The sequence below is a fragment of the Brachybacterium sp. P6-10-X1 genome, from assembly GCF_001969445.1.
Classification (GTDB): Bacteria; Actinomycetota; Actinomycetes; order Actinomycetales; family Dermabacteraceae; genus Brachybacterium.
Genome location: NZ_CP017297.1, coordinates 1353815 through 1377947 on the forward strand (window position 1 = coordinate 1353815; position 24133 = coordinate 1377947).

Below are 24133 nucleotides of genomic sequence, written 5' to 3' on the forward strand. Positions count from 1 at the left end.
ACGAGCTCAGGACCGAATCCGCTCGGTCGGTTCGTCACCGCACGACGCAGGCGGCTGCTGTCATCCCCGCAGCCGGGCCACGTGGCGGGAGATCGCGCGGAACGCGATGCCGCGGTGCGAGATCGCGTCCTTCTCCGCGGCCGAGAGCTCGGCGGAGGTCCGCGTCTGCCCGTCGGGCAGGAACAGCGGATCGTAGCCGAAGCCCCCGTCCCCGCGGCGCTCGGTCAGCAGTCGGCCCGGCATCTCACCGCGCTCGACCGTCTCGGTGCCGTCCGGGGCGACCAGGGCCGCCGCGCACACGAAACGTGCCCTGCGGTGCACCTCGGGGACGTCCGACAGCTGCGCGAGCAGCAGATCGTTGTTGGCCTCGTCGTCCCCGTGGCGTCCGCTCCATCGCGCCGAGAAGATCCCCGGGCTGCCGCCGAGCACGTCGACGGCCAGGCCGGAGTCGTCGGCGACGGCGAGCAGCCGCGTCGCCTCGGCGGCAGAATGCGCCTTCAGCAGGGCGTTGCCCTCGAAGGTGACGGCGTCCTCGACCACATCGGGGAGGTCGATGCCGGCAGAGGAGATGATCGCCTCCGGGGCGAGCCCGGGCACCGCCGCGGAGAGGATCCGCTGCAGCTCGGCCAGCTTCCCGCGATTGTGCGAAGCCAGGATGACCCGCGCACCGTCAGGGACCGCCGCGACCTCGTCCGTCATCGCTGGGCGGCGAGGACGTCGCGCTGGATCGCCGTCAGCTGCTCGCAGCCGCCGGTGGCCAGGTCCAGCAGGGAGCCCAGCTCCGCTCGGTCGAACGGAGCGCCTTCGGCGGTGCCCTGCACCTCGACGAAGGAGCCGGATCCGGTGACCACCACGTTCATGTCGGTCTCGGCCTCGACGTCCTCGCGGTACTCGAGGTCCAGCAGCGGTCGACCCCCGACGATCCCGACGCTGATGGCGCTGACGGAGTCGGTGAGCACCTCGCGGGCGGCGGGGACGGAGGTGTGCTGCTTGCCCCAGGTGATCGCGTCGGCCAGCGCCACGTAAGCGCCGGTGATCGCGGCGGTACGGGTGCCGCCGTCGGCCTGGAGCACGTCGCAGTCCAGCTGAATGGTGTTCTCGCCGAGGGCGTCGAGGTCGATGATCGCGCGCAGGGAGCGGCCGATCAGGCGGGAGATCTCGTGGGTGCGCCCTCCGATCTTCCCCTTGACGCTCTCGCGGGCGCCGCGGGTGTTCGTCGCCCGCGGCAGCATCGCGTACTCGGCGGTGACCCACCCTGAGCCGGATCCCTTCTTCCAGCGCGGGACGCCTTCGGTGAAGCTGGCCGCGCACAGCACGCGGGTGCGGCCGAACTCGATCAGGGCGCTGCCCTCGGCGTGGTCGAGCCAGTCGCGGGCGATGCGGACCTCGCGCAGCTGGTCCGGGGTGCGACCGTCGACGCGGTCACCGGTGGGCGTGGGGTTCTGGGTGCTCATCGAGCGGGTTCTCCTCCGTGTCGCTCAGGCGTACGGATCGAGGATAGCCGCTGGTCCTCAGCGGACGTGCGACGAGCTCCGCCGGAGCCTGCCGGCTCCGATCCCGGCGCCGCGGACCGGATCACACAGAGCGGTCGGCGCCGTCCAGGTCGTACACGGCGCCCGGCACGGCGAGCTCGAGCGGGCCGTCGTAGACGCTGCGGGCCTCGGCCAGCGGGACCGCCGGGTCCGTCCAGGCGGCGACGTGGGTGAGCACGACGCGCCCCGCCCGGGCGGCGACCGCGGCCCGTCCGGCGCGCAGGCCGGTGAGGTGGACGCCGCTGAAGCGGTCGTCACGGCCCTCGATGTATCCGGCCTCGCACAGGAACAGGTCTGCACCGTCGGCGATCTCGTCGAGCGCGTCGCAGGAATCGGTGTCCCCGGAGTAGGCCAGCACGGTGTCCCCCGCAGCGACGCGGAATCCGTAGGCCTCCACCGGGTGCAGGACCTCGCGCACCTGGATGTCGAAGGGCCCGATCGAGAAGCGCTGCTCGTCCTCGAGCACATGATGGGTGAACGGCTCTCGGGTCACGCCGTCGGGGACGTTCCCCGTCCGGCCCAGCACCGAGGAGAGCCGTCCCGGCAGCGGCTGCGGGGCGTGGATCGGCAGCCGGGGCAGGTCGTCGCGGGAATGGTAGGCCCAGAACACCTCGAGGCCGGTGAGGTCGAGGTAGTGGTCGGGGTGGAGATGGGAGACGATCACGGCGTCGAGGTCCGCCGGATCGATGGCGGACTGCAGCGGCCCGAAGGCGCCGGAGCCGAGGTCCATGAGCACCCGCCAGGTGCGCCCGGAGGCGTCCTCGTGCTCGAGGAGGTAGCTGGAGGCCGCTCCGTCGGGGCCGGCGAAGCTGCCGCTGCAGCCGATGACCCTGATCCTCATGCCGTCACCACCGGCAGGCTCGCGGTCACATCGAGCATCGGGCCCAGGAATCGGCGCGAGAGCCGCACGAACGACTCGCTGCCGGCACCCTCCGCGGTCTGCGCGAAGACGTGCCGCGGTGGGCGCTCCGACTCGCGCAGCAGGGAGGCGCCGCGCAGCTGGCGGTACACGTCCAGCGCGGTCTCCTCGGCGGAGGAGACCAGGGTGACCTCCGGCCCCATCACGTAGCTGATGGGACCGGCGAGCATCGGGTAATGGGTGCAGCCGAGCACCAGGGTGTCCACCCCCGCCTCGCGCACCGGCCTGAGGTACGCCTCGGCGACGTCGATGAGCTCCTCGCCGGTGATCACCCCGTTCTCGACGAACTCGACGAACCGAGGGCAGGCCTGGGTGACGATGTCGAGGTCGGGGGCGGCGGCGAAGGCGTCCTCGTAGGCGCGGGAGGTGACGGTGCCCTGGGTCGCGATCACGGCCACCCGCTGGTTGCGGGTGGCGGCGACCGCGCGGCGCACGGCCGGCTGGATGACCTCGATCACAGGGACGTCATAGCGCTCGCGCGCATCGCGCAGCACGGCGGCCGAGGCGGTGTTGCAGGCGATCACGAGCATCTTCACCCCGCGCTCGACGAGGTCGTCCATGATGTCCAGGGTCAGCGAGCGCACCTCGGCGATGGGGCGGGGTCCGTACGGACCGTGCTCGGTGTCGCCGATGTAGACCACCTCCTCCTGCGGCAGCTGGTCGAGGATGGCCCGGGCGACGGTGAGCCCGCCCACCCCGGAGTCGAAGATCCCGATCGGCGCGTTGTTCATCCCCGCAAGGCTAGTGTCGATCCGTACCGACGGCAGTGACGGCGCGCTCACTGCGTGCCGTTTCACAGTCCGATCACATTCCGGTGACGGTCGGGAGAGCCTGGGTGAACCACCCCGACGAGCGAGCTCCTCACCGTCAGTCGAGCGCTCTGAGCAGGCTCTCCTGGAGCCAGGACAGCAGCTCGTAGACCGCGATGACGATGTCGGAGCCGACCTGCTCGTCGTCCGGCCCCGTCGCTCCCTCCACGCGCTCACCGATCTGCTGGAGCATCTGGACGGTATCGAAGTCGCCGTCGCGCTGGAGGTCCAGGCGATCGGCCAGCACGATCCGCACGTCGTTCATGGCGCGCAGCAGCGCGAGCGCCTGCTCGTCGTCGATGACGACCTCGCTGTGGCCGTGGCCGGTGGCATCGAGGATCGACATGACGGTGCGGAGGTCGGCGAGTTTGCCGTCGGCGAGATCCTGCTGCCCGAAGCGGCGGAACTCGCCCGCGAGCGTCGAATCCTCGGAGGCGGCCGGGAACAGCCGCTTCACCGCGGAATCGGCGGGCTCACGAGGGTCGCGCCCGGCGAACTCGGCCTCCAGCCGGCGCAGCGGATCCTCGCTGTCGGCGGCGCGCTGCAGCGGGTCGGAGCCCGTGTCGATGCCGAGGTCGGCCCGGATCAGGTCCGAGGTCTCCTGCGCGACCTGGGCGATGATCGCCTTCTCCTCGCCGTCGAGCCGGCAGGCGAGGCTGCCATCGGGGCGACGGCGGAACGCGTGGGCCATCAGTCCTCCCCCGCCCTCTCCAGCGTCGCCCGCAGCCCGAAGGAATGCATGGCCTGGACATCGGTCTCGACCCGCTCCCGGGAGCCGCGCGAGACGACGGCCCGCCCTTCCTCGTGGACCTGCATCATCAGCTGCTCCGCGACGAGCCGGGAGTACCCGAAGTGCCGGCGCAGGACGAACACCACGTAGCTCATGAGGTTCACGGGGTCGTTCCAGACCACGGCGGCCCAGGGCCCGTCGGGATCGACACCCAGCTGGACGCTGCCGGAGGGGTCGGTCACCGAGCCCGTCCCGGGCTCGGCCTGCCGCAGCTGAACCGACATTCGTGCTCCTCCTGTGTCACGCCGCCGCCCGATCAGTCCGCTGGTGGCCGGACGCGGCGCGGACGAGTCTACGGGGCGCGTCCGACCATCGAACCTCCCGCCACGCATTACGGTGGACACTGTGACTTCTGCCCTGCTCACCGACCTCTACGAGCTGACGATGGTGCACGGTGCCCGTGCGGCCGGCACCGCCTCGCGACGCTGCGTCTTCGAGGTCTTCACGCGGTCCCTCCCCTCGGGGCGCCGCTACGGCGTCCTGTCCGGCACCGCCCGCGTGCTCGAAGCGATCGCCGAATTCCGTTTCGACGACGCGGATCTGCGCTACCTGCGCAGCATCGGCGTGCTCGACGAGTCGATGCTCGAGCACCTCGCGGACTACCGGTTCACCGGGGACGTGCACGGGTACGAGGAGGGCGAGCTGTACTTCCCGAACTCCCCCGTGCTGCGGGTGGAGGGCACTTTCGAGGACGCCGTGATGCTGGAGACGGTGATCCTGTCGATCCTCAACCATGACAGCGGGATCGCCTCGGCCGGCTCCCGCATGATCACCGCCGCGCGGGGGCGCCCCTGCATCGAGATGGGCGGGCGGCGGGTCCATGAGGACGCCGCGATCGCCGCGGCTCGCGCCGCCTACATCGTCGGCTTCGCCTCCACCTCCAACCTCGCCGCGGGCGCCCACTACCGGATCCCGGTCGCCGGCACCGCCGCGCATGCCTTCACCCTGCTGTTCGACACCGAGGCGGAGGCCTTCCGCGCCCAGCTCGCCTCCCAGGGCGTCGGCACCACCGTGCTCGTGGACACCTACGACGTCGAATCGGCGGTGCGCCGCGCCGTCGAGCTCGCCGGTCCTGAGCTCGGGGCGGTGCGACTGGACTCCGGCGACCTGGGGGCGCAGGCCCCCCCGGTGCGCGCGCTGCTGGATTCCCTCGGCGCGACGGGCACTCGGGTGACCGCCACCGGTGACCTCGACGAGTACCGCGTCGAGGAGCTGAGGGACGCCCCTCTGGACGGCTACGGCATCGGCACCCGTCTGGTCACCGGCGGCGGCCATCCGGCCCCGGGGTTCGTGTACAAGCTGGTCGAGCGCGAGGGGTCCGACGGGCAGATGCACCCGGTCGGCAAGCGGTCGCAGGACAAGGCCACCCTCGGGGCCGGCAAGAGCGCCTACCGCCTGCTCGTGGGCGGGCAGGCGCGGGCGGAGCTGGTGCTGCCCGGTGAGGAGGAGGTCGCGGAGTTCGAGCGGGAGCTGACCGCCGAGCTGATCTCGGAGCAGGCCTCCGCCGACTGGGCGCGGACCGCGCTGCGACCCCTGCAGAGCCCGATGATCCTCGGGGGTGACCCGGTGGAGTCCCTGAGCGCCCCGCAGAGGGTGCGGGCGGCCCGAGCACGGCATGCGGCGTCGACGGCTGAACTGGGACTGGCGGCCGATGAGGGGCCGGACGGGCCGGTCGCGATCCCCACCGTCACCGACGGCGTCGAGGCCGCCCGCGTCCTGCCCTGACGTCGGACTCTGCTTCGAGCCTCCCCGTGACGCGGACGCGGCGTGACGTGGGCGCTGCGGTGGCGCGGCGGGTCGACCCTCGTCGGTGACTGGCGCCGCGGCGGTGGCACGACGGTGGCGCGGCGGGTGTGTCCTCGTCGGTGACTGGCGCCGCGGCGGTGGCGCGGCGGTGGCGCGGCGGGTGTGTCCTCGTCGGTGACTGGCGCGTCAGCGTGCGCGCTGGCTATATGACCAGCGCGCCCGGCAGAGCGCCAGCAGTCGACCACGCGCCCTCCGCAGCCATGCGCCCACGCCCTCCCGGAAGCACGTCACGCCCGACACCGCCGGGCCCCAGGATCATCAGCGGCGGCCGACGAACCAGCCGCGGACGATGCCGATGCGTTCCTGGATCTGCTCGGCGCTGGCCTGGGCGACCGCCGGTCCGCCGCTGCGGCTGCGCAGGGTGTTGTGCACGGAACCGTGGGGCGCGCCGGACTTCTTGGCCCAGGCCGAGACCAGGGTGCTGAGCTCTTTGCGCAGCTCCATCAGCTGCCGGTGGTCCACGACGCCCGGCGTCGTGGGCTGCTCGGCCGTCCCGCTCTTCTGCCGACGGGCCTGCTGCTGAGCCTGCTGCTGCTGGAGGACGGTGCGCATCTGTTCGGGGTCGAGCAGTCCGGGGATGCCCAGGAACTCCTGCTCGTCCTCGCTCCCGATCATGCCACCGGCGCCGTACTCGCCACCGTCGAACAGGACACGGTCGAAGGAGGCCTCGGACTCGAGCGCCTCGAAGGTCATCTCGAGCTGGTCGCTGGTCTGTTCGGGGCGGTTCGCGTGCTCGACCAGGTTCTCGTCGAGCCCGGTCTCCGGATCGCCCTCGGGGGGCCTCAGGTCCAGCACGTGGTCGCGCTCGGCCTCGAGCTCCGCGGCGTGGGCCATGAGGATCGGCACCGTCGGCAGGAACACGCTGGCGGTCTCACCCCGGGTCCGTGAGCGCACGAAACGGCCGACGGCCTGGGCGAAGAACATCGGGGTGGCCGTCGAGGTCGCGTAGACGCCCACGGCCAGGCGGGGCACGTCCACGCCCTCGGAGACCATCCGCACCGCGACCATCCAGCGGTCCTCGGACGCGGAGAAGTCCTCGATGCGCTTGCCGGCGCCGGCGTCGTCCGAGAGCACGACGGTGGGGGCTTGGCCGCAGATCTCCTGGAGGGTGGCCGCGTAGGCGCGCGCGGCCTTCTGGTCGGTGGCGATCACCAGTCCGCCGGCATCGGGGACGTGGCGGCGCACCTCCGTCAGGCGGCGGTCCGCGGCCGCGAGCACCGACTGGATCCATTCCCCCTGGGGGTCCAGGGCGGTGCGCCAGGCCTGCTGCGTGATGTCCTTGGTCTCCAGCGCGCCGAGCTGTGCGGAGACCTCGTCACCGGTCTTGGTGCGCCAGTGCATGCGCCCCGAGTACGTCATGAACAGCACCGGGCGCACCACGTGGTCGCGCAGCGCCTCGCCGTAGCCGTAGGTGTAGTCGGCCTTCGAGCGGGAGAATCCCTCGCCGTCCTCTTCGTAGACCACGAAGGGGATCTGCGAGGAGTCCGAGCGGAACGGGGTGCCCGTCAGCGCGAGCCGCCTCGTCGCCGTGTCGAAGGCGTCCCGCACCCCGTCGCCCCAGGTCAGCGAGTCTCCGGCATGGTGGATCTCATCGAGGATCACCAAGGTGCGCTCGGCCTCGGTGCGGGCGCGGTGCAACGCCGGGTGCATGCCCACCTGGGCATAGGTGATCGCCACGCCCTGGTAATGGGAGCCGTGGGCGCCCTGGGCGTTGGTGAAGTTCGGGTCCAGGGAGATGCCCACGCGCGCCGCGGAGTCCGCCCACTGCGTCTTCAGGTGCTCGGTCGGGGCGACCACCGTGACCCGGCGGACCGTGCCCTCTGCGAGCAGGGCGGCAGCGATCTGCAGAGCGAAGGTGGTCTTGCCGGCGCCGGGCGTGGCCACGGCCAGGAAGTCCTTCGGATCACGAGTGCGGTACAGCTCGAGGGCCTCGGCCTGCCAGGCGCGCAACTTGGGGACGGTGCCCCAGGCGGCGCGCTCGGGGTAGGCCACCGGCAGCGACCGGGCGGCGGCCTCGGAGGGCCGGCGCGGATCGCTGGTGGAGAACAGGGAGGGAGTCGTATTCACAGCGGGATCCACCGTACCGCCGACGTCCGACGACCCGCCGCTGGACCCGATGTGAGGAAGTCGCCGGGCGCGCCGCGGCCCACGGCGAGCAGTGCGGCCCACGGCGAGCAGTGCGGCCCGCGACGAGCGGTGCGGACCCGGCACCCGGCGAGGTCAGCAGGTCACGCCGAGGTCCACGCCATACGCCGTGGTCAGCGAGATCTCCCGAGGACGGTCAGCGGCGCCCGCCGAAGAAGCCACGGAAGCCGCCGCCTTTGCCCGAACCGCCGGAGTCGCCGTCGCCGCCGCCGTCCCGCGGCGCGCGGAACCCTTCGTAGATCTCCTTGCACTCGGGGCACACGGGATACTTCTCGGGATCACGGCCGGGCACCCACACCTTGCCGCACAGCGCGATCACCGGGGAGCCGCCCAGGGCCGCCTGGGTGATCTTGTCCTTGCGCACGTAGTGGGCGAACCGGTCGTGGTCGCCGTCGTCGGTGGTCTGCTCCTGCTCCTGCAGCTGGCGGTCCAGCACCGCAGTGCTGCCCGGGTCGTCGCTGTACGGGTCCATCCGGGACGGGTCGGACGTGGAGGACATGGTTTGCTCCCTCGATCGGTGTCGTTGCCCCGAGCTTAACGGCCCTGCCTCCGGGCGGTCAGGGGCGGTCGCTGGAACACTGCGGTCATGGATGCCGCCCTCGAGTTCTGCCGTCACCTCCCGCACGAGGTCCGTCGCGTCGGCGGGTCGCTGCCGTGGCGAGTGGGGGTGCTCGTGCTCGCCCTCGTGGCCAACATCGGCTTCTATCTGCCGGCGGTCCCGAGCGGGATGCCCGGGGCCGGGGTCGTCGGGATCGACAAGATCGTCCATCTCGTGGTGTTCGCCCTGACCGTCTGGGCGGCCGGTCGCCTGCTGGCTCCGCGCCGGCGGTTCCCCATGGGCTGGGTGGTGATCGTGGCTGCCGGCCATGCCCTGCTGATCGAGCTGATCCAGCTGGTGCTGCTGCCCGAGCGCGGGGCGGAGGGCGCCGACATCCTCCTCGACGTCATCGGCATCGCCCTCGGAGTGGGGCTGTGGATCGGCGAGCGTCTGCGGCGTGAGCACGCCGTCGTGCCGACGGAGTCCGAGCGGACGTCGACGGAGCCCCTGCTGGACGAACGCCGCTGACGAGCGACTCGGCGAGTGCCGAGCCCGTAGCCTGCCGATCGATCGATCGCGAGGCTGATGCCACGCCGCAGCTCCCGGTCCTGCCACAGCGCTTTCTCGAGGGTGAAGAACAAGCTGGAGATGCCGTTGCCGGGATACCAGTGCCCGCGATGCGCCGCGTGCGCCACGGGGAGGGCTGCCGTACTGGCCGACACGAGCTGCTGACGACACCCCATGACACGGTATGACGGTCCCGGCGCGGCCCGGGCGCAGAAGTGGCGCACACGATGCCGTGTGCGCCACTGCCGGGAGGGGTGGCCGGTCGGTTCCGGGCCTCAGCCTTCCAGGGTGATCTCGTCGGCGTACACCGCCGGCATGGCCCCGGTGATGGTGTCGATCGTCCCAGCCTCCTCGCGGGCGACCTGCTCGACGGCGTTGGCCACGGCCTTGGTCACGCCCTCGTTGAAGACGCTGGGGACGATGTAGGTGGGGTTCAGCTCCTCGGTGGTGACCACGTCGGCCAGGGCCTTCGCCGCGGCCAGCAGCATGCGGTCGCTGACCCGGGTGGCGTGGGCGTCCAGCAGGCCGCGGAAGACGCCCGGGAAGGCCAGCACGTTGTTGATCTGGTTGGCGAAGTCGCTGCGCCCGGTGGCGACGACCTCGGCGTGCTGGGCGGCCTCGGCGGGGTCGATCTCCGGGGTCGGGTTGGCCATGGCGAACACGATCGAGCGGTCCGCCATCGTGGTGACGTCCTGTGCGGTGAGGATGTTCCCGGCGCTGACCCCGATGAAGACGTCCGCGCCGGCGATCGCGTCGTGGAGGGTGCCGGTGAGCCCGCGGGGGTTGGTGACCTCCGCGATCCAGGGCAGGCGGCCCTCGAGCTGCTCGCGGCTGTCGTGGATGATGCCGTCGATGTCGGTGACGACGATGTCGCGGGCACCGGCGGCGCGCAGCAGACGCAGGATCGCGGTGCCGGCGGCCCCGGCACCGGAGAGCACGATGCGGGCGGAGGCGATGTCCTTCTCCACCACGCGCAGCGCGTTGCGCAGGGCGCCCACCACGACGATCGCGGTGCCGTGCTGGTCGTCGTGGAAGACGGGGATGTCCAGCTCGGCGCGCAGACGGTCCTCGATCTCGAAGCAGCGCGGGGCCGAGATGTCCTCGAGGTTGATGCCGGCGAAGACGGGGGCGATCGCCTTGACGTGGGCGACGATCTCGTCGACCGAGTGCGCGTCCAGGCAGATCGGGAAGGCGTCGATGTCGGCGAAGCGCTTGAACAGGGCCGCCTTGCCCTCCATCACCGGCATCGCGGCGAGCGGGCCGAGGTCGCCCAGCCCCAGGATCGCGGTGCCGTCCGAGACGACCGCGACGGTGTTGCGCTTGATGGTCAGACGGCGGGCGTCGTCAGGGTTCTCCGCGATCGCCTTGACCACGCGGGCCACCCCGGGGGTGTAGACCATCGAGAGGTCGTCGCGGTGACGGATCGGGACCTTCGACTCGATCTTCAGCTTGCCGCCGAGGTGGGCGAGGAAGGTGCGGTCGGAGACCTTGCCGAGCTCGACGCCCTCGATGTCCTTGAGGTCCTCGACGACCTCCATGGCGTGGTCGTGGCCCGCGGTGAGGACGGTGACGTCGGCCCTCATCCGCTCCGGCCCGGAGGCGGACACGTCCAGGGCGGTGACGGTGCCCCCGTGTCTCTCGATGCGGCCGGTGATGTCGCTGACGGCTGCGGAGCGCGCCGCGAATTCGAGTCGGATCGTGATGGAGTAGCTCACGGATGGCAACGGTGACATGACCCCAGCTTAACGACGCCGGGGCACCTCGGGGACACGCCGCACCGAGGAGGACGAGGACGACGATGTCGGGGGCCTGCGAGGCCCCGGCACCGACGTCCTCTCGCGCAGGGATCAGCTCCCGCAGCGCACGGTCGGTGCACGGCTCGGCACTCAGCCCGTGTACGGCTCGACGTCGTCGGAGTAGCGGTCCCAGAGGGCCCGGGCGGTGGCGACCTGCTGCCCGTAGCGCTCGGGGTGCGCGGAGCCCTGCACCAGTTGGGCGACGGCGCCGACATCCCAGGACGCGTAGTCGGGGGCGGCTTGGAGCAGGCCGGGAGCGGCGGCGTGCTCCCCGACCCCGAGGAAGGCCTCGATCGCGAGCTTCTTGTGCCGCACCTCGTCGTAGCTGCCCCAGCCCATGGACGGGCGCTGCTGGAACAGGCCGCCGGAGTCGGCATCGACGGCGGGCTCGTAGTTGTACAGCCACGATTCGACGATCGCGGTGGCCAGCGCGATCGTGGCCGCTTCCTCGCCCAGGTCGTGGCCCGTGACCACGGCGATGACGAACTTCGCGTTCTCGACCTGCCAGTCGTCCATGGCGTCGATCGCGAAGCCTTCCAGGGTCTCCGGGCGCGTCATGAACTCCTCCGTCCACTCCTGCTCCGCCGCCGAGGCGGGCGCGACGGTAGCGGCGGTCGTCGCGGCGGCGAGGCCGAGGACGCCGGTGGCGAAGAGAGTCCGACGGGACAGTGGGGTGTTCAGTGTGCTGGTCATACAGTGAATCCTTCGGAGGTCCGGGGGCCGTGGGCACCGCCCGGGTGCTCCGGGCCGTGCCAACGTAACGATGCGATCACGGCGTGAAAAGACCCCCGACGCCCCACCGGACGACGCGAGCCATGAGCCTTTGGGTGATCATGACCGGAACCCCACCGGCCGCAGATGTGGTGTGGGACCGCGTCGTCCCCGGTCGTCGCTCCGTCGGCGCTCGGGGCGGACCGACGGTGACGTCGGCGGCGCGTCGGCGTCACGACCGAGGAGACTGAAATGTAAAAGTTCTGCAAGGTGACCGCACGGACACAGGTTCCGTGCCCCACACCACGCCGGGGCCGTCCGAGCGCGGGCTTCGGGCCGCTGGTTCAGAGGCCGCTGTGGTCAGGGGCCACTGGTTCAGGGGCCGCCGGTTCAGGGGCCGCTGTGGTCAGGACAGGGCGGAGATCGCCTTGCGGATCCGCTTGTCCGAGACCGTCTGCTTCGTGCCCAACGTCTGGGCGAACAGGCTCACACGCAGCTCCTGCAGCAGCCAGTCGATCTCCTGGACGTCCCGCTCGGTGCGCCGAGGGGCCGACAGCCGTGCGCGCACGCCGGCCCAGTACTGCTCGAGGTCGGCGATCTGCCAGGCCAGCTGCTCGTCGCGCCGGGGATTCTCCGGCAGCTTCTCCAGCCGGACCCGATCGGCCTCGAGATACCGGGACAGATCCGGCAGGTGCTCCAGCCCCGTGCGGGAGATGAAGCCGTCCCCGAGCAGAGCGGCGGCGTGCTCGCGGATCCGCGTGAGGTGGGAGAGCACCGACAGCGAGGGCACCCGGGCGAGCTCCTTGTGGAGCCGGGCCCCGACGGCGAGCGCCGACGCGGCGTCCTTGACGGCCCGGGCGGCGAGAGCGTCGTGCTCGTCGCGGACCCGGGCCAGCAGGGCGTCGTACTCGGCGCGGGTGCGCACCCGCGCATCGCCGACGAGATGGATGGTCGCGGCGCGGGAGGCATCGGCCAGCAGCGCCGCGGTCGAGGCGTAGTCGGAACCCGCGACGGCGAGCTTGGTGGGGTTCGGCAGCGCATTCAGCACGGCGGGCAGATCGGTGCCCAGCTCGCGGTCCAGCAGGGCGATGACGCCGTCGCGGTGGGCGAGGGCCTGTTCGTCGGCCGTGGAAAGAACCGCGAGGTCCACCCGCTGCAGCTGCCCGTCCTCCGCACGGCGAGCCACCAACGCCGGATAACCGGTGACCTTGAGCCCGCCGACGGTGGACTCGTGCACGTTCGGCACGCCGGCCTCGGGGAAAGTGGCCAGGTCGCAGCGGGCCACGTCGTCCCCGCGGGAGGAGACGGAGGCGTCCACGCGCTGCTTCAGCCGTCCCCGGAGCGTCTCGAGGTCGTCGCCCGCGCCGATCTGCTTGCCCCGGGTGTCCACCACGCGGAAGTGCATCCGCAGATGCCCCGGGAGCTTCGACAGGTCGAACTCCGGGCCGTACAGCTCCAGGTCGTCGGGCACGCCGGGCAGCGCGACCAGCTCGTCGGCGACCGCCTCGAGGAAGGGTTCACCGGCGTCGGGGTCGTCGTCGTGCAACCGCGCGGCGACGGCCTTGGCCCTCTCGGGAGCAGGCACCAGGTGGCGTCGGATCACCTTGGGCAGCGAGCGGATCAGCTCCGTGATCAGCTCCTCGCGCATCCCCGGCACCAGCCAGTCCAGTCCGCGGGTCCGGACCCGGTTGAGGACGTCGAGCGGGATCGTGGCGGTGACGCCGTCGGGCCCCCGCCCCCCGACGTCGCCGAAGGAGTAGCTCAGCGGCAGCGTAATGTCCCCTTGCACCCAGGTATCGGGGAAATCGGCCAGGATCGCCTCACGGGCGTCCTCGTCGGCGGCCAGCAGGTCCTGCTCCGTGAGCGTGAGCAGGTCCGGGCTCTCGTGGCGCTGCGTCTTCCACCAGGAGTCGAAGTGCGCCCCGGAGACGACGTCCTTCGGGACTCGTTCGTCGTAGAAGCGGAACAATTGCTCGTCGGAGATCAACAGGTCCCGGCGCCGCGCCTTCGCCTCGAGCTCCTCGAGCTCGGCGATCAGCGCGCGGTTGTCGCGGAAGAAGTGGTGGCGGGTGCGCCAATCGCCCTCGATCAGCGCGTGCTGGAGGAAGATGTCGCGGGCGGCGACGGGGTCGACGCGGCCGTAGCCGACGACGCGGTCGGCGATGATCGGCACCCCGTAGAGGCTGACCTTCTCATGGGCCATGGCAGAAGCGCGTTTCGAGGACCAGTGCGGCTGCGAGTAGGAGCGTTTGACGACGTGGGAGCCGGTCTCCTCCGCCCAGGACGGGTCGATGCGCGCGGCGGTGCGGCCCCAGAGCCGGCTGGTCTCGACCAGCTCGGCGACCATCACGTAGTCGGGGCGCTTCTTGGCCAGGGCCGATCCCGGCCACAGCATGAAGCGGGCGCCGCGGGCCCCCGTGTACTCGCGGGTGCGGTCATCGACCAGGCCGACGTGGGAGAGCAGCCCGGCCAGCAGCGCCTGGTGGATCGCCTGCGGGGAGGCGTCGTTCTCGTTCCTGGACAGGTCGGCGTCCCTCGCCATGTCGCGCAGCTGGGCGTGCAGGTCCCACCATTCGCGGATCCGCAGGTAGTGGAGGTGCTCGGAGCGCACCTCGCGGCGGAACGCGGAGTTCGACAGCGCCTTGCGGCGGTCCTGGAGGTGGTTCCAGAGGTTCAGGAAGGCGAGGAAGTCGCTGGTCTCGTCCTCGAAGCGCTTGTGCTTCTCCTTGGCCTGCTGCTCCTGGCCAAGGGGTCGCTCGCGGGGGTCCTGGATCGACAGCGCGGCGACGATGATCAGCACCTCGCGCAGAGCGCCGAGTCGGTGGGCCTCGATGAGCATCCGCGCCATCCGCGGGTCCAGCGGGAACCGGGCCAGGGTGCGGCCGACGCGGGTGAGGCGACGGCCGCCGGGTTCACGCGGGGCGTCCTCGATCGCGCCGAGCTCGTCGAGCAGCCGCACCCCGTCGGTGATGGCGCGGGTGGCCGGTGGCTCCACGAAGGGGAAGTACTCCACGTCCCCGAGGCCCAGCGACGTCATCAGCAGCACCACGGAGGCGAGCGAGGTGCGCAGGATCTCCGGCTCGGTGAACTCGTCGCGCGCCGCGAAGTCCTCCTCGGAGTACAGGCGGATCGCGATGCCGGGGGCGGTGCGTCCCGAGCGGCCGGAGCGCTGGTTCGCGCTGGCCTGCGAGATCGGTTCGATCGGCAGGCGCTGGACCTTGGTGCGCTGGGAGTAGCGCGAGATGCGGGCCAGCCCGGAATCGATGACGTAGGTGATCCCCGGGACCGTCAGGGAGGTCTCGGCGACGTTGGTGGACAGGATGATGCGACGGTAGGTGCCCGCCGGCGGCGGGGAGAAGATCTTCTGCTGGTCCTGGGCGGACAGCCGCCCGAACAGCGGCAGCACCTCGACCGGCAGGGCCGCCCTGCCCCTCGTGCCGCGGTCGAGGTGGGCGGTCACGGCCTCGGAGATCTCACGGATCTCGCGCTCGCCCGGCAGGAAGACGAGCATGTCGCCGGGCCCCTCGGCGGCGAGCTCGTCGACCGCATCGATGACGGCCTGGGTGAGGTCGCGCTCGGTGGAGTGGATGTCCTCGAGCTCGTCGTCCTCGTCCAGGTCCGCCTCGAGCACCAGCGGGCGGTAGAGGATGTCCACCGGATAGGTGCGGCCGGAGACCTCGATGATCGGGGCGGGGTCCAGCTCGCCCGAGGGCCGGCGGGAGCCGAAGTGCTCGGCGAACCGCTCCGGGTCGATCGTCGCCGAGGTGATGATGATCTTCAGGTCAGGGCGCCGGGGCAGGATCTGGCGCAGGTAGCCGAGGATCACGTCGATGTTCAACGACCGCTCGTGGGCCTCGTCGATGATGATCGCGTCGTAGCGCTTCAGCAGGCGGTCGCGGCCGATCTCGGCGAGCAGGATGCCGTCGGTCATGAGCTTCAGCCGGGTGCCGCGGGCGGTCTGCTTGGTGAAGCGGACCTGGAAGCCGACGGCTCCCTCCCCCAGGGTCTGGCCGAGCTCGCTCGTGATGCGCTGGGCGACCGAGCGGGCGGCGATCCGCCGCGGCTGGGTATGACCGATCAGCCGGCCGTCGGTCCCGTAGCCCATCTCGAGCAGCATCTTCGGGATCTGGGTGGTCTTGCCGGAGCCCGTGGCACCGGCGATCACGGTCACCTGGTTCTGCGCGATCGCGTCCATGATGTCCTCGCGGCGTCCGGAGACGGGCAGCTCGGCGGGATAGGACAGGCGCAGGTCGGGGCTCGGGGAGGGCGTGGTCATGGCGGGCCCATTCTACGTGGCCGGGCCGCCCCGGGTCGCGAGCATTTCCCGCGGCCGCCGCGGGACCGTACCGTCCGCCGCCGGGCCTCGCCGTCGACAGCGCGACCGTCGGCAGCGCGACCGTCGGACGCGGCGCCCGGAGCCGTCTACCATCGGGGGCGGGTCCGCACCGGCGGGCCGACGAGACGGAGGAGGATCGCTGCCGCGATGATGCGTGCGCTGCGCAAGACGGAGCCCGGGCCCGGGCTGACGATGGTGGACCTGCCCGAACCGGGCACCGGCCCGCTGGACGTGAAGATCCGGGTGCTGCGCGCCGGGATCTGCGGCACGGACCTGCACATCCTGGCCTGGGACTCCTCGGCCGAGGCGATGTGCGACACGGTGCCGTTCACCCCCGGCCACGAGTTCTACGGTGAGGTCGTGGAGGTCGGGGTGGATGTCACCGATGTGCGGGTCGGGGACCGGGTGTCCGGCGAGGGGCACGTGGTGTGCGGGACGTGCCGCAACTGCCGGGCGGGCCGCAAGCAGATGTGCATCCGCACCCGCTCGGTGGGGGTCCAGCGCGACGGGGCTTTCGCCGAGTACGTGGTGATCCCCCACTTCAACGTGTGGGTCCACGAGCACGACGGCGGCACCGAGCTGATCAGCCCGGAGCTCGGGGCCCTGTTCGACCCCTTCGGCAACGCCGTGCACACCACCTTGAAGTTCTCGATCATCGGTGAGGACGTGCTGATCACGGGAGCCGGTCCGATCGGGCAGATGGCCGTGGCGGTCGCCCGCCACGCCGGTGCCCGGTACGTCGCCGTCACCGACATCGCCCCGCACCGCCTGGCGATGGCCGAGGACAGCGGGGCGGATGCCACGATCGACGTCTCCTCCACCCGGATCCGTCACGCGCAGGCGGAGCTGGGGATGCGCGAAGGCTTCGACGTGGGCCTGGAGATCTCCGGGCAGCCCCGGGCGCTGCAGGAGATGATCGAGAACATGAACCACGGCGGGAAGATCTCGCTGCTGGGGCTGCCCTCGCAGAGCTTCGAGATCGACTGGACGATGGTCGTCACCCGCATGCTCACCCTGCAGGGCATCTACGGTCGGGAGATGTACGAGACCTGGAACGCGATGTCGGCGATGCTGACCAGCTCGCCCGCGCTGCGCACGAAGGTCACCCGCACCGTGACCGACGTGATCCCCGCGGCGGACTTCGCCCGCGGTTACGAGGTCGCCCGCACCGGCGACGGCGGCAAGGTGCTGCTGGACTGGGAGAACCTCGGCTGACGCGGTCGCTCGCGTCGCTCGCCGCGTCCGGCTCCGTGCCCACTGCGCTCCTCCACCCGCCTCGTCCCCACACCTGATCGACCCCGAACGGAAGGATCCCCGTGTACACGGACCTCAAGGACCAGCTGACCGCCGAGCTCGCCGAGATCGAGCAGGCCGGCACCTTCAAGCACGAGCGCATCATCTCCACCCCGCAGTCCGGGCGCATCACGGCCGCCGCGATGGGCCGCGGCGGCGCCGAGGTGCTGAACTTCTGCGCGAACAACTATCTGGGCCTGGCCGACCATCCCGACCTGGTGAACGCCGCGAAGCAGGCGCTGGACGAGCGCGGCTTCGGGATGGCCTCGGTGCGGTTCATCTGCGGCACCCAGGATCTCCACCTTCAGCTGGAGCGGGAGGTCTCCGCCTTCCTCGGCACCGAGGAGACCATCCTGTTCTCCTCCTGCTTCGACGCCAACGGGGCCGTGTTCGAGCCGCTGTTCGGCAAGGACGATGCGATCATCTCCGATGAGCTGAACCATGCCTCCCTGATCGACGGGATCCGCCTGTCCAAGGCGGCCCGCTACCGGTACCGCAACGCCGACCTCGAGGATCTCCGCGCCCAGCTGGAGGCCACCCGTACCCAGAACGGCGGCGCCGGGGCGCGGCGCACGATCATCGTCACCGATGGCGTGTTCTCCATGGACGGTTTCCTCGCCCCGCTGCCGGGGATCTGTGATCTGGCCGACGAGTACGGCGCGCTGGTGATGGTCGACGACTCCCACGCCGTCGGCTTCATGGGCGCCACCGGCGCCGGCACGCCGGAGCATTTCGGGGTCTCCGACAGGGTGGACATCTACACCGGCACGTTCGGCAAGGCTCTCGGCGGTGCCAGCGGCGGCTACGTCTCCGCCCGCGCCGAGATCGTCGCGATGCTGCGTCAGAAGGGCCGCCCCTACCTGTTCTCCAACTCCCTGGCTCCCGCGATCGTCGCCGCGACGCTCACCGCGCTGGAGCTGGTCGCCGGCAGCGCCGAGCTGCGCACGAAGCTGTTCGACAACGCCGAGCTGTTCCGCCGGCGGATGAGCGAGGAGGGCTTCGAGCTGCTTCCCGGCGAGCACGCGATCGTGCCCGTGATGTTCGGCGACGCCGCGCTGGCCGGGAAGGTCGCCGATGCGATGCTGGCCCACGGCGTGTTCGTCACGGCCTTCTCCTATCCCGTGGTCCCCCAGGGCAAGGCCCGCATCCGCGTCCAGCTCTCCGCCTCGCACACCGAGTCCGACGTCGAGGCCGCGGTCCAGGCGTTCGTCGCCTCCCGCGCCGCCGTGCAGAGCTGACCCGGCGGGGCGGACCGCCCGGCCGCACCGCGCGCGCCGGGCGGCGACCCCACGTCGAGGGCGGTCCTGCTTCCCGCCCCGGGCCGGGAGCACCACCGGCCGCCGAGAAGCCCGTCGTGCTCGGTCCCGAGGACGGCGGTGACCGTTCTGCCCCAGGAGGTCGGCGGCAGTTCCGCGGGCATGCCATGCACGATCAGAGGGCACCGGCCCCGCTACGGTGGGGCGATGCTGGCCCCGGGACTGTCCATGCTGTGGGAATCGACCGATCCGGTCATCGCTCTGCGCAAGCGCTTCGGATTCACCACTCTCGAGGACGCAGCCGTCTGGGTGGCGGCTGCGCTCGCGGAGACCTGGGACGTCACCGTCCGCTCCTGCCCGCGCCTGGTGATCAGCGATCACAATGCGATCGTCTGGGTGGACGGCGACCACGGCGACCTCGTTCTGAAGTGGTCGCGCGCGCGGGAGCGGTTCCCGGCGCTCGAGTCCTCGACCCGGCTGCTGTCCGCGGTGGCTGCGCTCGGTGTGCCGGTGGCCGCTCCCCTGCCGGCACGGGACGGGCGCGTCCGCGTCGGACTCGAGGGACCGTCCGGGCCGTTGTCAGCCGCCCTCCTGCCCGAGGTGTCCGGGCAGTGGCTGGACGTCGCCGATCTCGCGGCGGTGCGCTCCGCCGGCAGCACGCTGGCGCAGCTGCATGCGGCGCTGCGGCCCCTCGAGCATGGTTCGTCGGTGATGGTCTCGCAGGCCCCGACGACGGTCGAGGATCCTGCCCGGCGCCTCGGCCGCTGGATCATCGAGTCCGACCGTGGGCTCGCGCCGGAGGCCTCCCGTTCTCTCGCGCAGAGACTGACCGACGCCCCTCCGCTCGAGACGGAGCAGCAGCTCGTCCATCACGACTATCGGGCAGCGAACATCCTGGTGCGCGACTCGACGGTGGTCGGCGTGCTCGATCTCGACGAGATCGAACCGGCCCACCGGGTGGACGACCTCGCCCGGGCCTCGGTCTACCTCGCCACCCGCTTCACCGACTGGGGGCCGACGCCCAGGTCGGCCCGGACGGCCCTGCGGGAGGGGTACGAGTCCGTCCAGCCGCTGAGCGAGGTGGAGAAGCGCTGGCTGGAGATCCTCACCCTCTGGTACGGGATCGCCGCGATCCCGCAGGGCGAGGGGCGAGAGGCGTGGACCGACGCCCTGTGAGCCGGTGTGATCCCGCGTCACCGGCATGCATCGAGCAGGTGCCGCCCGGCCCGCCCCAGAGGGTTCCCGCCGGGGTATGCCGTCAGCAGAGCGAGCGCGAGGCGCGCGCCCCAGGCCCAGGACCGGTCGACGAGGGCCGACCAGCCCGCCTCGTCCGCGACGCCGCGCCAGGTCGCCTCGGCCCGATAGACCCCGAGCACCGAGTCCGACGGTTCGTGCAGGAGCAGGGCGCCGAGGTCGCTCGCGGGGTCCCCGATCGTGGCATCGCCCCAGTCGATCAGCGCCGCGCTCCGTACCGCTCCCGGCGCCGGGACCACGACGTTCCCGGGGTGCGGGTCGCCGTGCATCAGCAGCGCTGGACGATCCCAGGTCGCCGCGTCCAGGCCTCGGTCCCACGCGCTCCGGGCCCCTCGACGGGTGGCGGCATCGACCCCGGAGCGCTCGAGATCGCGCTCGAAGGCCTCCGTGCGCGCGGCCAGCGGGACCCCGCGCACGGGGTTCGGATCGACCCGGGGTGCCGGCAGCGAGTGCACCCGTGCCAGCATGCGCGCCACGGACCACGCCACCTCTGCGCCAGAGCCCTCCCCGGCCTCGGCCGCGGTGCGGCCTGGGATCCACGGCACGAGCGTGGCGTGATCCGTCGTGGCCAGCGGTGTCGGGATCCGCATCGGCAGCTGCTCGTCGACGTTGGCGAGATGGCGCAGCACCACCATCTCCCGTCGCAGCAGCGGCACGGCCGAGGCCCGTCGGACCACGCGGAGCACGACCGGCTCACCGCGGACGGCGCCGACCGGCCACAGCACGTTGTCCCAGCCCTCGCCGAGCGGGGTCTTCCCGACCACAGGTGCGAAGCCCTCGAGTCGGGCTCCCGGCTCCGGCACCAACGCCGCGCACAGCGCCTCGACGCGCGCCCTGTCGACCGGAAGGTCCGCGGGCGGCGGCGCTGGTCCGGGGCTCGTCCGAGAGATCATCCCCCCAGGATATGAGGCCTCCCCGCGAGCACCGCCCGACCCCCGGCGCACCGTGCGACCCCGGTGCACCGCCCGGCCCCCGGTGCACTGTGCCGGCCCCGGGAGCACTGCGCTGCCGCCGGTGCAGGGAGCGCCCCCGGTGCACCTCGCGGACAGGGCAACCCCCGGCAAATGGGCCGACACCGCGGGCCTCGCTCGATAGCGTGGGGAACACGCGGCCGGGCGACGGCCTGCCGCCCCGGGTGAGGGTGCCCGGACCGACCACAGGAGGTTCACTTGGCTCGTATCGGGATCCAGCTCATGATGCTCAAGGAGCACATCGCGGACGAGGGGGTCCTCCCCGTCCTGCAACGGGTGCGACAGACGGGCTTCCAGGTCGTCGAGGTCTCGCAGATCCCGATGACGGAGCAGAACGTGGCCGCGATGGAGGAGGCGCGCGAGAGCCTCGGCATCGAGGTCGCCGCGATCTCTGCGAAGACGTCCGCTCCGGCCGGCAGCGAGGACCTGACCCTCCAGGACCACTTCGACCTCCACGTCGAGCACGCCCGGCGCCTGGGCACGACCATGATTCGCATCGGCATGATGCCGCTCGGCGCGATGGCCTCCCAGGAGGACTTCGACGCCTTCGCCCACGAGGCCGACGAGTACGCCCGTCGTCTGGCCGAGGAGGGGATCTCGCTGAGCTATCACAATCACCACGTCGAGTTCGCGAAACTCGCAGGGGTGACCCTCCTGGACCAGCTGCGCCAGAAGGCACCGCACCTGCGCTACGAGATCGACTGCCACTGGGTCCAGCGCGGGGGCCGCGACCCGGAGCGGACCCTGGCCGACTTCACGGGCGTGCTGGACCTGGTCCACCTCAAGGACTTCCGCATCGTCCTGCCGCCGGCGGCCGCGCTCGCCGGCGCCGCCGCGGGGGACCGCACAGCATTCGGAGACTTCTGGGCGCGCGACATCGTCCAGTTCGCCGAGGTCGGCCAGGGCACCCTGGACTGGAAGCCCGTCATCGACCAGGGCATCGCCTCCGGTGCCCGCCACCTGCTGATCGAGCAGGACCAGACCTATGGCCGCGACATCTTCGACGCGCTCGCGATGTCTCGGGAGCACCTCGTCTCCCTCGGCTACGAGTCCCTGATCACCGGTTGATCCCGGCCCCTCGGCCCGCGCGCACCGATCCGTCCCTCACGAGCCCCGGAGCACCCATGCCAGCCCAGATCACGCTGTCCAGCCGCGTCAAGAGGATCCTCGAGGTCGACGGCCTGCGCTTCCGTGATCTCGACGGGGACGGCGAGCTCACCCCGTTCGAGGACTGGCGGCTGAGCCCGGTCGAGCGCGCAGCGGACCTGGTGGCCCGCATGTCCCCCGACGAGAAGCTCGGCCTGATGGTCATCAGCTCCCGCCCGATGGGCATCTCCCAACCCACCAAGGACTTCACCAGCCACGACGGCGCGCTCGACGAGCAGTATCTGCCGATCAAGCTCGATCCCCACACCAGCGCGGGCATTCCCTTCGAGGGCACCACCGAGATGATCACCGCGCTGCACATGCGCCACTTCATCATGCGGGAGGAGCCCACCGGGGCGCGGATCGCCACCTGGATCAACGCGATGAACGAGGTCGCCGAGTCCACCCGTTGGGGCATCCCCGTGATCGTCACGGGGAACTCGAAGAACGAGACCGGCGGCTTCAAGATGGGAGCCACCGCGGAGGACCAGCCCTTCACCGCCTGGCCCGGCACCCTGGGCCTCGCCGCGACCGGCTCGCTCGAGGTCATCGAATCCTTCGCCGCGCATTCGCGCGCCGAGTGGGTGACCTCCGGCCTGCGCAAGGGCTACATGTACATGGCGGACGTGTTCACCGACCCGCGCTGGTTCCGGGGGCAGGGCACCTTCGGCGAGGACCCGCAGTTCGTGGCGCGGGCGATGTCCGCCCTCGTCCGCGGGTTCCAGGGCGAGGACGGGCTCGCGGCCGACGGCGTCGCCCTGACCACCAAGCACTTCCCCGGCGGCGGCGCGCGGGAGAACGGCACGGATCCGCACTACGCGGAGGGCCGCTTCAACATCTATCCCACGCCCGAGTCCCTCGAGGAGTACCACCTGCCGCCGTTCCAGGCGGCGATCGAAGCGGGCACCTCCTCGATCATGCCGTACTACGCGATCCCCTCGGACGAGAAGTCCTCCACCCCGCAAGGACGCCTGACGGGCTTCGAACAGGTCGGCTTCGCCTTCAACAAGGAGGTGATGGACCTGCTGCGGACCATGGGCCATCGCGGCTACATCAACTCCGACTCCGGCGTGATGTCGAAGATGGCCTGGGGCGTGGAGGACCTCACCCCCGCCGAGCGCGTGGGCCGTGCCGTGATGGCCGGCACCGACATGTTCGCCGACACCAACGACGTCGCCTCCGTCCGTGAGGCGTACATGGCAGGGCACTTCACCGGTCAGCGGCTCGACGAGGCGGCGCAGCTGCTGCTTCAGGAGCTGTTCACGCTCGGCCTGTTCGAGAACCCCTACGCGGATCCGGCGGAGGCGGACCGCGTGGTCCAGAACTCGTCGGCCCGGGCCGCGGCGACCGACGCCCACCGGCGCTCCGTGGTGCTGGCCAAGAACCACGACGCGGTGCTGCCGCTGACGGCCGATTCCCTGGCCGGGAGGTCGGTCTACGTGGAGCTGATGGCCAAGGATCTCACCGTCAAGCAGCTGGACACGCTGCGCGGACGCCTCGAGCAGGCGCATCCCGAGATCGACTTCACCACCGACCACCGCCGCGCGGATGTCGCGATCGTGCTCATGAAGCCGTTCGTCGGGGCGTACTTCGACTTCGTCGGGATCACGGATCTGTCGATCGGCGAGCACGCCCACATCGATATCGAGAAGCTGCGCCGCATCCGCGGGAGCGTGGACACCCTCGTCATCGGGTTGGACGCCATGTACCCCTGGCTGCTGGATTCGATCGAACCGCTGGCCGACGGACTGCTCGTCGGCTTCGAGACGCGCGAGGAGATCATGGTCGAGGCGGCGCTCGGCGGGTTCTCCCCCAGCGGCCGGCTGCCGATCACGTTCCCGATCGACGCCGCGGCCGTCGCGGTGGACGATCGGGGACGCTGCGCCTCCCCCAACGACGTCCCCGGCTACGCCAAGGAGCAGCACATGGACGGCCGCCCCTACGTCTACGTCGACACCGACGGCAACCGGTACCAGCTCGGCCACGGCCTCGGCTACGACGCCTGAGGTGTGACTCTCAGCTCTCCGGGGGCAGCGCCGTGTCGACCGCCTGGTAGATCTGGGCCTCCACGTCGGCCCCGTCGGCAAGACGCACCGTGGTGACGACCCGGGAGTACCCCTCCCCCTCGAAGTCGTCGAGACGGTCCCAGTGCTCGGTGAGGTCCGGGGAGGTCAGCACCATCCCCGAGACCTCCTGCCCGTCGTCGGCCAGCACGATGGCGGGATATCCGGCTCATCGCAGTTGAGGGGGTAGTCGCGGGGCGT

General features: G+C 71.4%; 20 protein-coding genes. 7 read left to right on the plus strand and 13 right to left on the minus strand.

Annotated elements, in window-relative coordinates:
- Positions 1 to 60: 60 nt before the first annotated feature.
- The 6 genes from rdgB to clpS form a co-directional block, all read right to left on the minus strand.
- On the minus strand, positions 61 to 699 hold the full coding sequence (rdgB, locus tag BH708_RS06220) for an RdgB/HAM1 family non-canonical purine NTP pyrophosphatase (protein WP_076807442.1): 639 nt from the start codon (positions 697 to 699) through the stop codon (positions 61 to 63).
- Positions 696 to 1454: a ribonuclease PH gene (gene rph / locus BH708_RS06225; protein WP_076807444.1), complete on the minus strand. Its 759-nt coding sequence runs from the start codon at positions 1452 to 1454 to the stop codon at positions 696 to 698. The genes rdgB and rph overlap by 4 nt, the downstream gene beginning before the upstream one ends.
- A 121-nt stretch (positions 1455 to 1575) precedes the next feature.
- On the minus strand, positions 1576 to 2373 hold the full coding sequence (locus BH708_RS06230) for an MBL fold metallo-hydrolase (protein WP_076807446.1): 798 nt from the start codon (positions 2371 to 2373) through the stop codon (positions 1576 to 1578).
- Positions 2370 to 3182, minus strand: coding sequence for a glutamate racemase (gene murI / locus BH708_RS06235; protein ID WP_076807448.1), 813 nt, complete (start codon positions 3180 to 3182; stop codon positions 2370 to 2372). Before murI ends, BH708_RS06230 begins: the two co-directional genes overlap by 4 nt.
- Before the next feature lie 136 nt (positions 3183 to 3318).
- On the minus strand, positions 3319 to 3951 hold the full coding sequence (locus BH708_RS06240) for a DUF2017 domain-containing protein (protein WP_076807449.1): 633 nt from the start codon (positions 3949 to 3951) through the stop codon (positions 3319 to 3321).
- Positions 3951 to 4274 (minus strand): ATP-dependent Clp protease adapter ClpS, encoded by a 324-nt coding sequence (gene clpS / locus BH708_RS06245; protein ID WP_076807451.1) that lies wholly within the window; start codon positions 4272 to 4274, stop codon positions 3951 to 3953. The genes BH708_RS06240 and clpS overlap by 1 nt, the downstream gene beginning before the upstream one ends.
- Positions 4275 to 4395: 121 nt before the next feature.
- Between clpS and BH708_RS06250 the strand changes: the two genes are divergently transcribed.
- Positions 4396 to 5775, plus strand: coding sequence for a nicotinate phosphoribosyltransferase (locus BH708_RS06250; protein WP_076807453.1), 1380 nt, complete (start codon positions 4396 to 4398; stop codon positions 5773 to 5775).
- Between the two features lie 339 nt (positions 5776 to 6114).
- On the opposite strand, the gene BH708_RS06255 is transcribed toward BH708_RS06250, so the two are convergent.
- Both BH708_RS06255 and BH708_RS06260 read right to left on the minus strand, forming a co-directional pair.
- Positions 6115 to 7923: a DEAD/DEAH box helicase gene (locus tag BH708_RS06255; protein ID WP_076807455.1), complete on the minus strand. Its 1809-nt coding sequence runs from the start codon at positions 7921 to 7923 to the stop codon at positions 6115 to 6117.
- Between the two features lie 214 nt (positions 7924 to 8137).
- Entirely contained in the window at positions 8138 to 8500 is a 363-nt protein-coding gene (locus BH708_RS06260; protein ID WP_076807457.1) for a DUF3039 domain-containing protein, read from the minus strand.
- 87 nt (positions 8501 to 8587) lie between these two features.
- Here BH708_RS06260 and BH708_RS06265 point away from each other — a divergent pair, with 87 nt between their 5' ends.
- The gene (locus tag BH708_RS06265) at positions 8588 to 9067 is read left to right on the plus strand and encodes a VanZ family protein (RefSeq protein ID WP_076807459.1); all 480 of its coding nucleotides are present in this window, start codon (positions 8588 to 8590) and stop codon (positions 9065 to 9067) included.
- 314 nt (positions 9068 to 9381) lie between these two features.
- Here BH708_RS06265 and BH708_RS06270 read toward each other — a convergent pair whose 3' ends face one another.
- The 3 genes from BH708_RS06270 to hrpA form a co-directional block, all read right to left on the minus strand.
- Complete coding sequence (locus BH708_RS06270) at positions 9382 to 10839, minus strand: NAD-dependent malic enzyme (protein WP_076807461.1); 1458 nt, start codon at positions 10837 to 10839, stop codon at positions 9382 to 9384.
- A 153-nt stretch (positions 10840 to 10992) separates the two neighbouring features.
- Entirely contained in the window at positions 10993 to 11595 is a 603-nt protein-coding gene (locus BH708_RS06275) for a hypothetical protein (RefSeq protein WP_076807463.1), read from the minus strand.
- A gap of 424 nt (positions 11596 to 12019) precedes the next feature.
- Positions 12020 to 15889 carry an ATP-dependent RNA helicase HrpA gene (gene hrpA / locus BH708_RS06280; protein WP_076807465.1) on the minus strand — a complete coding sequence of 1290 codons (3870 nt, stop codon included), beginning with the start codon at positions 15887 to 15889 and terminating at the stop codon, positions 12020 to 12022.
- Between the two features lie 210 nt (positions 15890 to 16099).
- On the opposite strand from hrpA, the gene tdh reads away from it, so the two are divergent.
- The 3 genes from tdh (at position 16100) to BH708_RS06295 (ending at position 19674) form a co-directional block, all read left to right on the plus strand.
- Positions 16100 to 17164, plus strand: coding sequence for an L-threonine 3-dehydrogenase (tdh, locus tag BH708_RS06285; protein ID WP_076810879.1), 1065 nt, complete (start codon positions 16100 to 16102; stop codon positions 17162 to 17164).
- Positions 17165 to 17265: 101 nt separating this feature from the next.
- Positions 17266 to 18480: a glycine C-acetyltransferase gene (locus BH708_RS06290; RefSeq protein WP_076807467.1), complete on the plus strand. Its 1215-nt coding sequence runs from the start codon at positions 17266 to 17268 to the stop codon at positions 18478 to 18480.
- 225 nt (positions 18481 to 18705) lie between these two features.
- A complete protein-coding gene (locus BH708_RS06295) occupies positions 18706 to 19674 on the plus strand; it encodes a phosphotransferase enzyme family protein (protein WP_076807469.1) in 969 nt (322 codons plus the stop codon).
- Between the two features lie 17 nt (positions 19675 to 19691).
- Here the strand turns inward: BH708_RS06295 and BH708_RS06300 are convergent, their stop codons facing one another.
- Positions 19692 to 20645: a phosphotransferase gene (locus tag BH708_RS06300; protein WP_076807470.1), complete on the minus strand. Its 954-nt coding sequence runs from the start codon at positions 20643 to 20645 to the stop codon at positions 19692 to 19694.
- A gap of 276 nt (positions 20646 to 20921) precedes the next feature.
- On the opposite strand from BH708_RS06300, the gene BH708_RS06305 reads away from it, so the two are divergent.
- Both BH708_RS06305 and BH708_RS06310 read left to right on the plus strand, forming a co-directional pair.
- Positions 20922 to 21791, plus strand: coding sequence for a sugar phosphate isomerase/epimerase (locus BH708_RS06305; protein ID WP_083713326.1), 870 nt, complete (start codon positions 20922 to 20924; stop codon positions 21789 to 21791).
- A gap of 56 nt (positions 21792 to 21847) precedes the next feature.
- Positions 21848 to 23875, plus strand: coding sequence for a glycoside hydrolase family 3 protein (locus BH708_RS06310; protein WP_076807474.1), 2028 nt, complete (start codon positions 21848 to 21850; stop codon positions 23873 to 23875).
- A 10-nt stretch (positions 23876 to 23885) separates the two neighbouring features.
- Here the strand turns inward: BH708_RS06310 and BH708_RS06315 are convergent, their stop codons facing one another.
- Positions 23886 to 24086, minus strand: coding sequence for a gamma-glutamylcyclotransferase family protein (locus BH708_RS06315; protein WP_076807476.1), 201 nt, complete (start codon positions 24084 to 24086; stop codon positions 23886 to 23888).
- Positions 24087 to 24133 lie beyond the last annotated feature (47 nt).

Bases quoted from the DNA above. Each gene is read 5' to 3' on its own strand.
- rdgB (WP_076807442.1), bottom strand. From the start codon at position 699: ATGACGGACGAGGTCGCGGCGGTCCCTGACGGTGCGCGGGTCATCCTG.
- rph (WP_076807444.1), bottom strand. From the start codon at position 1,454: ATGAGCACCCAGAACCCCACGCCCACCGGTGACCGCGTCGACGGTCGC.
- BH708_RS06230 (WP_076807446.1), bottom strand. From the start codon at position 2,373: ATGAGGATCAGGGTCATCGGCTGCAGCGGCAGCTTCGCCGGCCCCGAC.
- murI (WP_076807448.1), bottom strand. From the start codon at position 3,182: ATGAACAACGCGCCGATCGGGATCTTCGACTCCGGGGTGGGCGGGCTC.
- BH708_RS06240 (WP_076807449.1), bottom strand. From the start codon at position 3,951: ATGGCCCACGCGTTCCGCCGTCGCCCCGATGGCAGCCTCGCCTGCCGG.
- clpS (WP_076807451.1), bottom strand. From the start codon at position 4,274: ATGTCGGTTCAGCTGCGGCAGGCCGAGCCCGGGACGGGCTCGGTGACC.
- BH708_RS06260 (WP_076807457.1), bottom strand. From the start codon at position 8,500: ATGTCCTCCACGTCCGACCCGTCCCGGATGGACCCGTACAGCGACGAC.
- BH708_RS06265 (WP_076807459.1), top strand. From the start codon at position 8,588: ATGGATGCCGCCCTCGAGTTCTGCCGTCACCTCCCGCACGAGGTCCGT.
- BH708_RS06270 (WP_076807461.1), bottom strand. From the start codon at position 10,839: ATGTCACCGTTGCCATCCGTGAGCTACTCCATCACGATCCGACTCGAA.
- BH708_RS06275 (WP_076807463.1), bottom strand. From the start codon at position 11,595: ATGACCAGCACACTGAACACCCCACTGTCCCGTCGGACTCTCTTCGCC.
- hrpA (WP_076807465.1), bottom strand. From the start codon at position 15,889: ATGACCACGCCCTCCCCGAGCCCCGACCTGCGCCTGTCCTATCCCGCC.
- tdh (WP_076810879.1), top strand. From the start codon at position 16,100: ATGCGTGCGCTGCGCAAGACGGAGCCCGGGCCCGGGCTGACGATGGTG.
- BH708_RS06295 (WP_076807469.1), top strand. From the start codon at position 18,706: ATGCTGGCCCCGGGACTGTCCATGCTGTGGGAATCGACCGATCCGGTC.
- BH708_RS06300 (WP_076807470.1), bottom strand. From the start codon at position 20,645: ATGATCTCTCGGACGAGCCCCGGACCAGCGCCGCCGCCCGCGGACCTT.
- BH708_RS06310 (WP_076807474.1), top strand. From the start codon at position 21,848: ATGCCAGCCCAGATCACGCTGTCCAGCCGCGTCAAGAGGATCCTCGAG.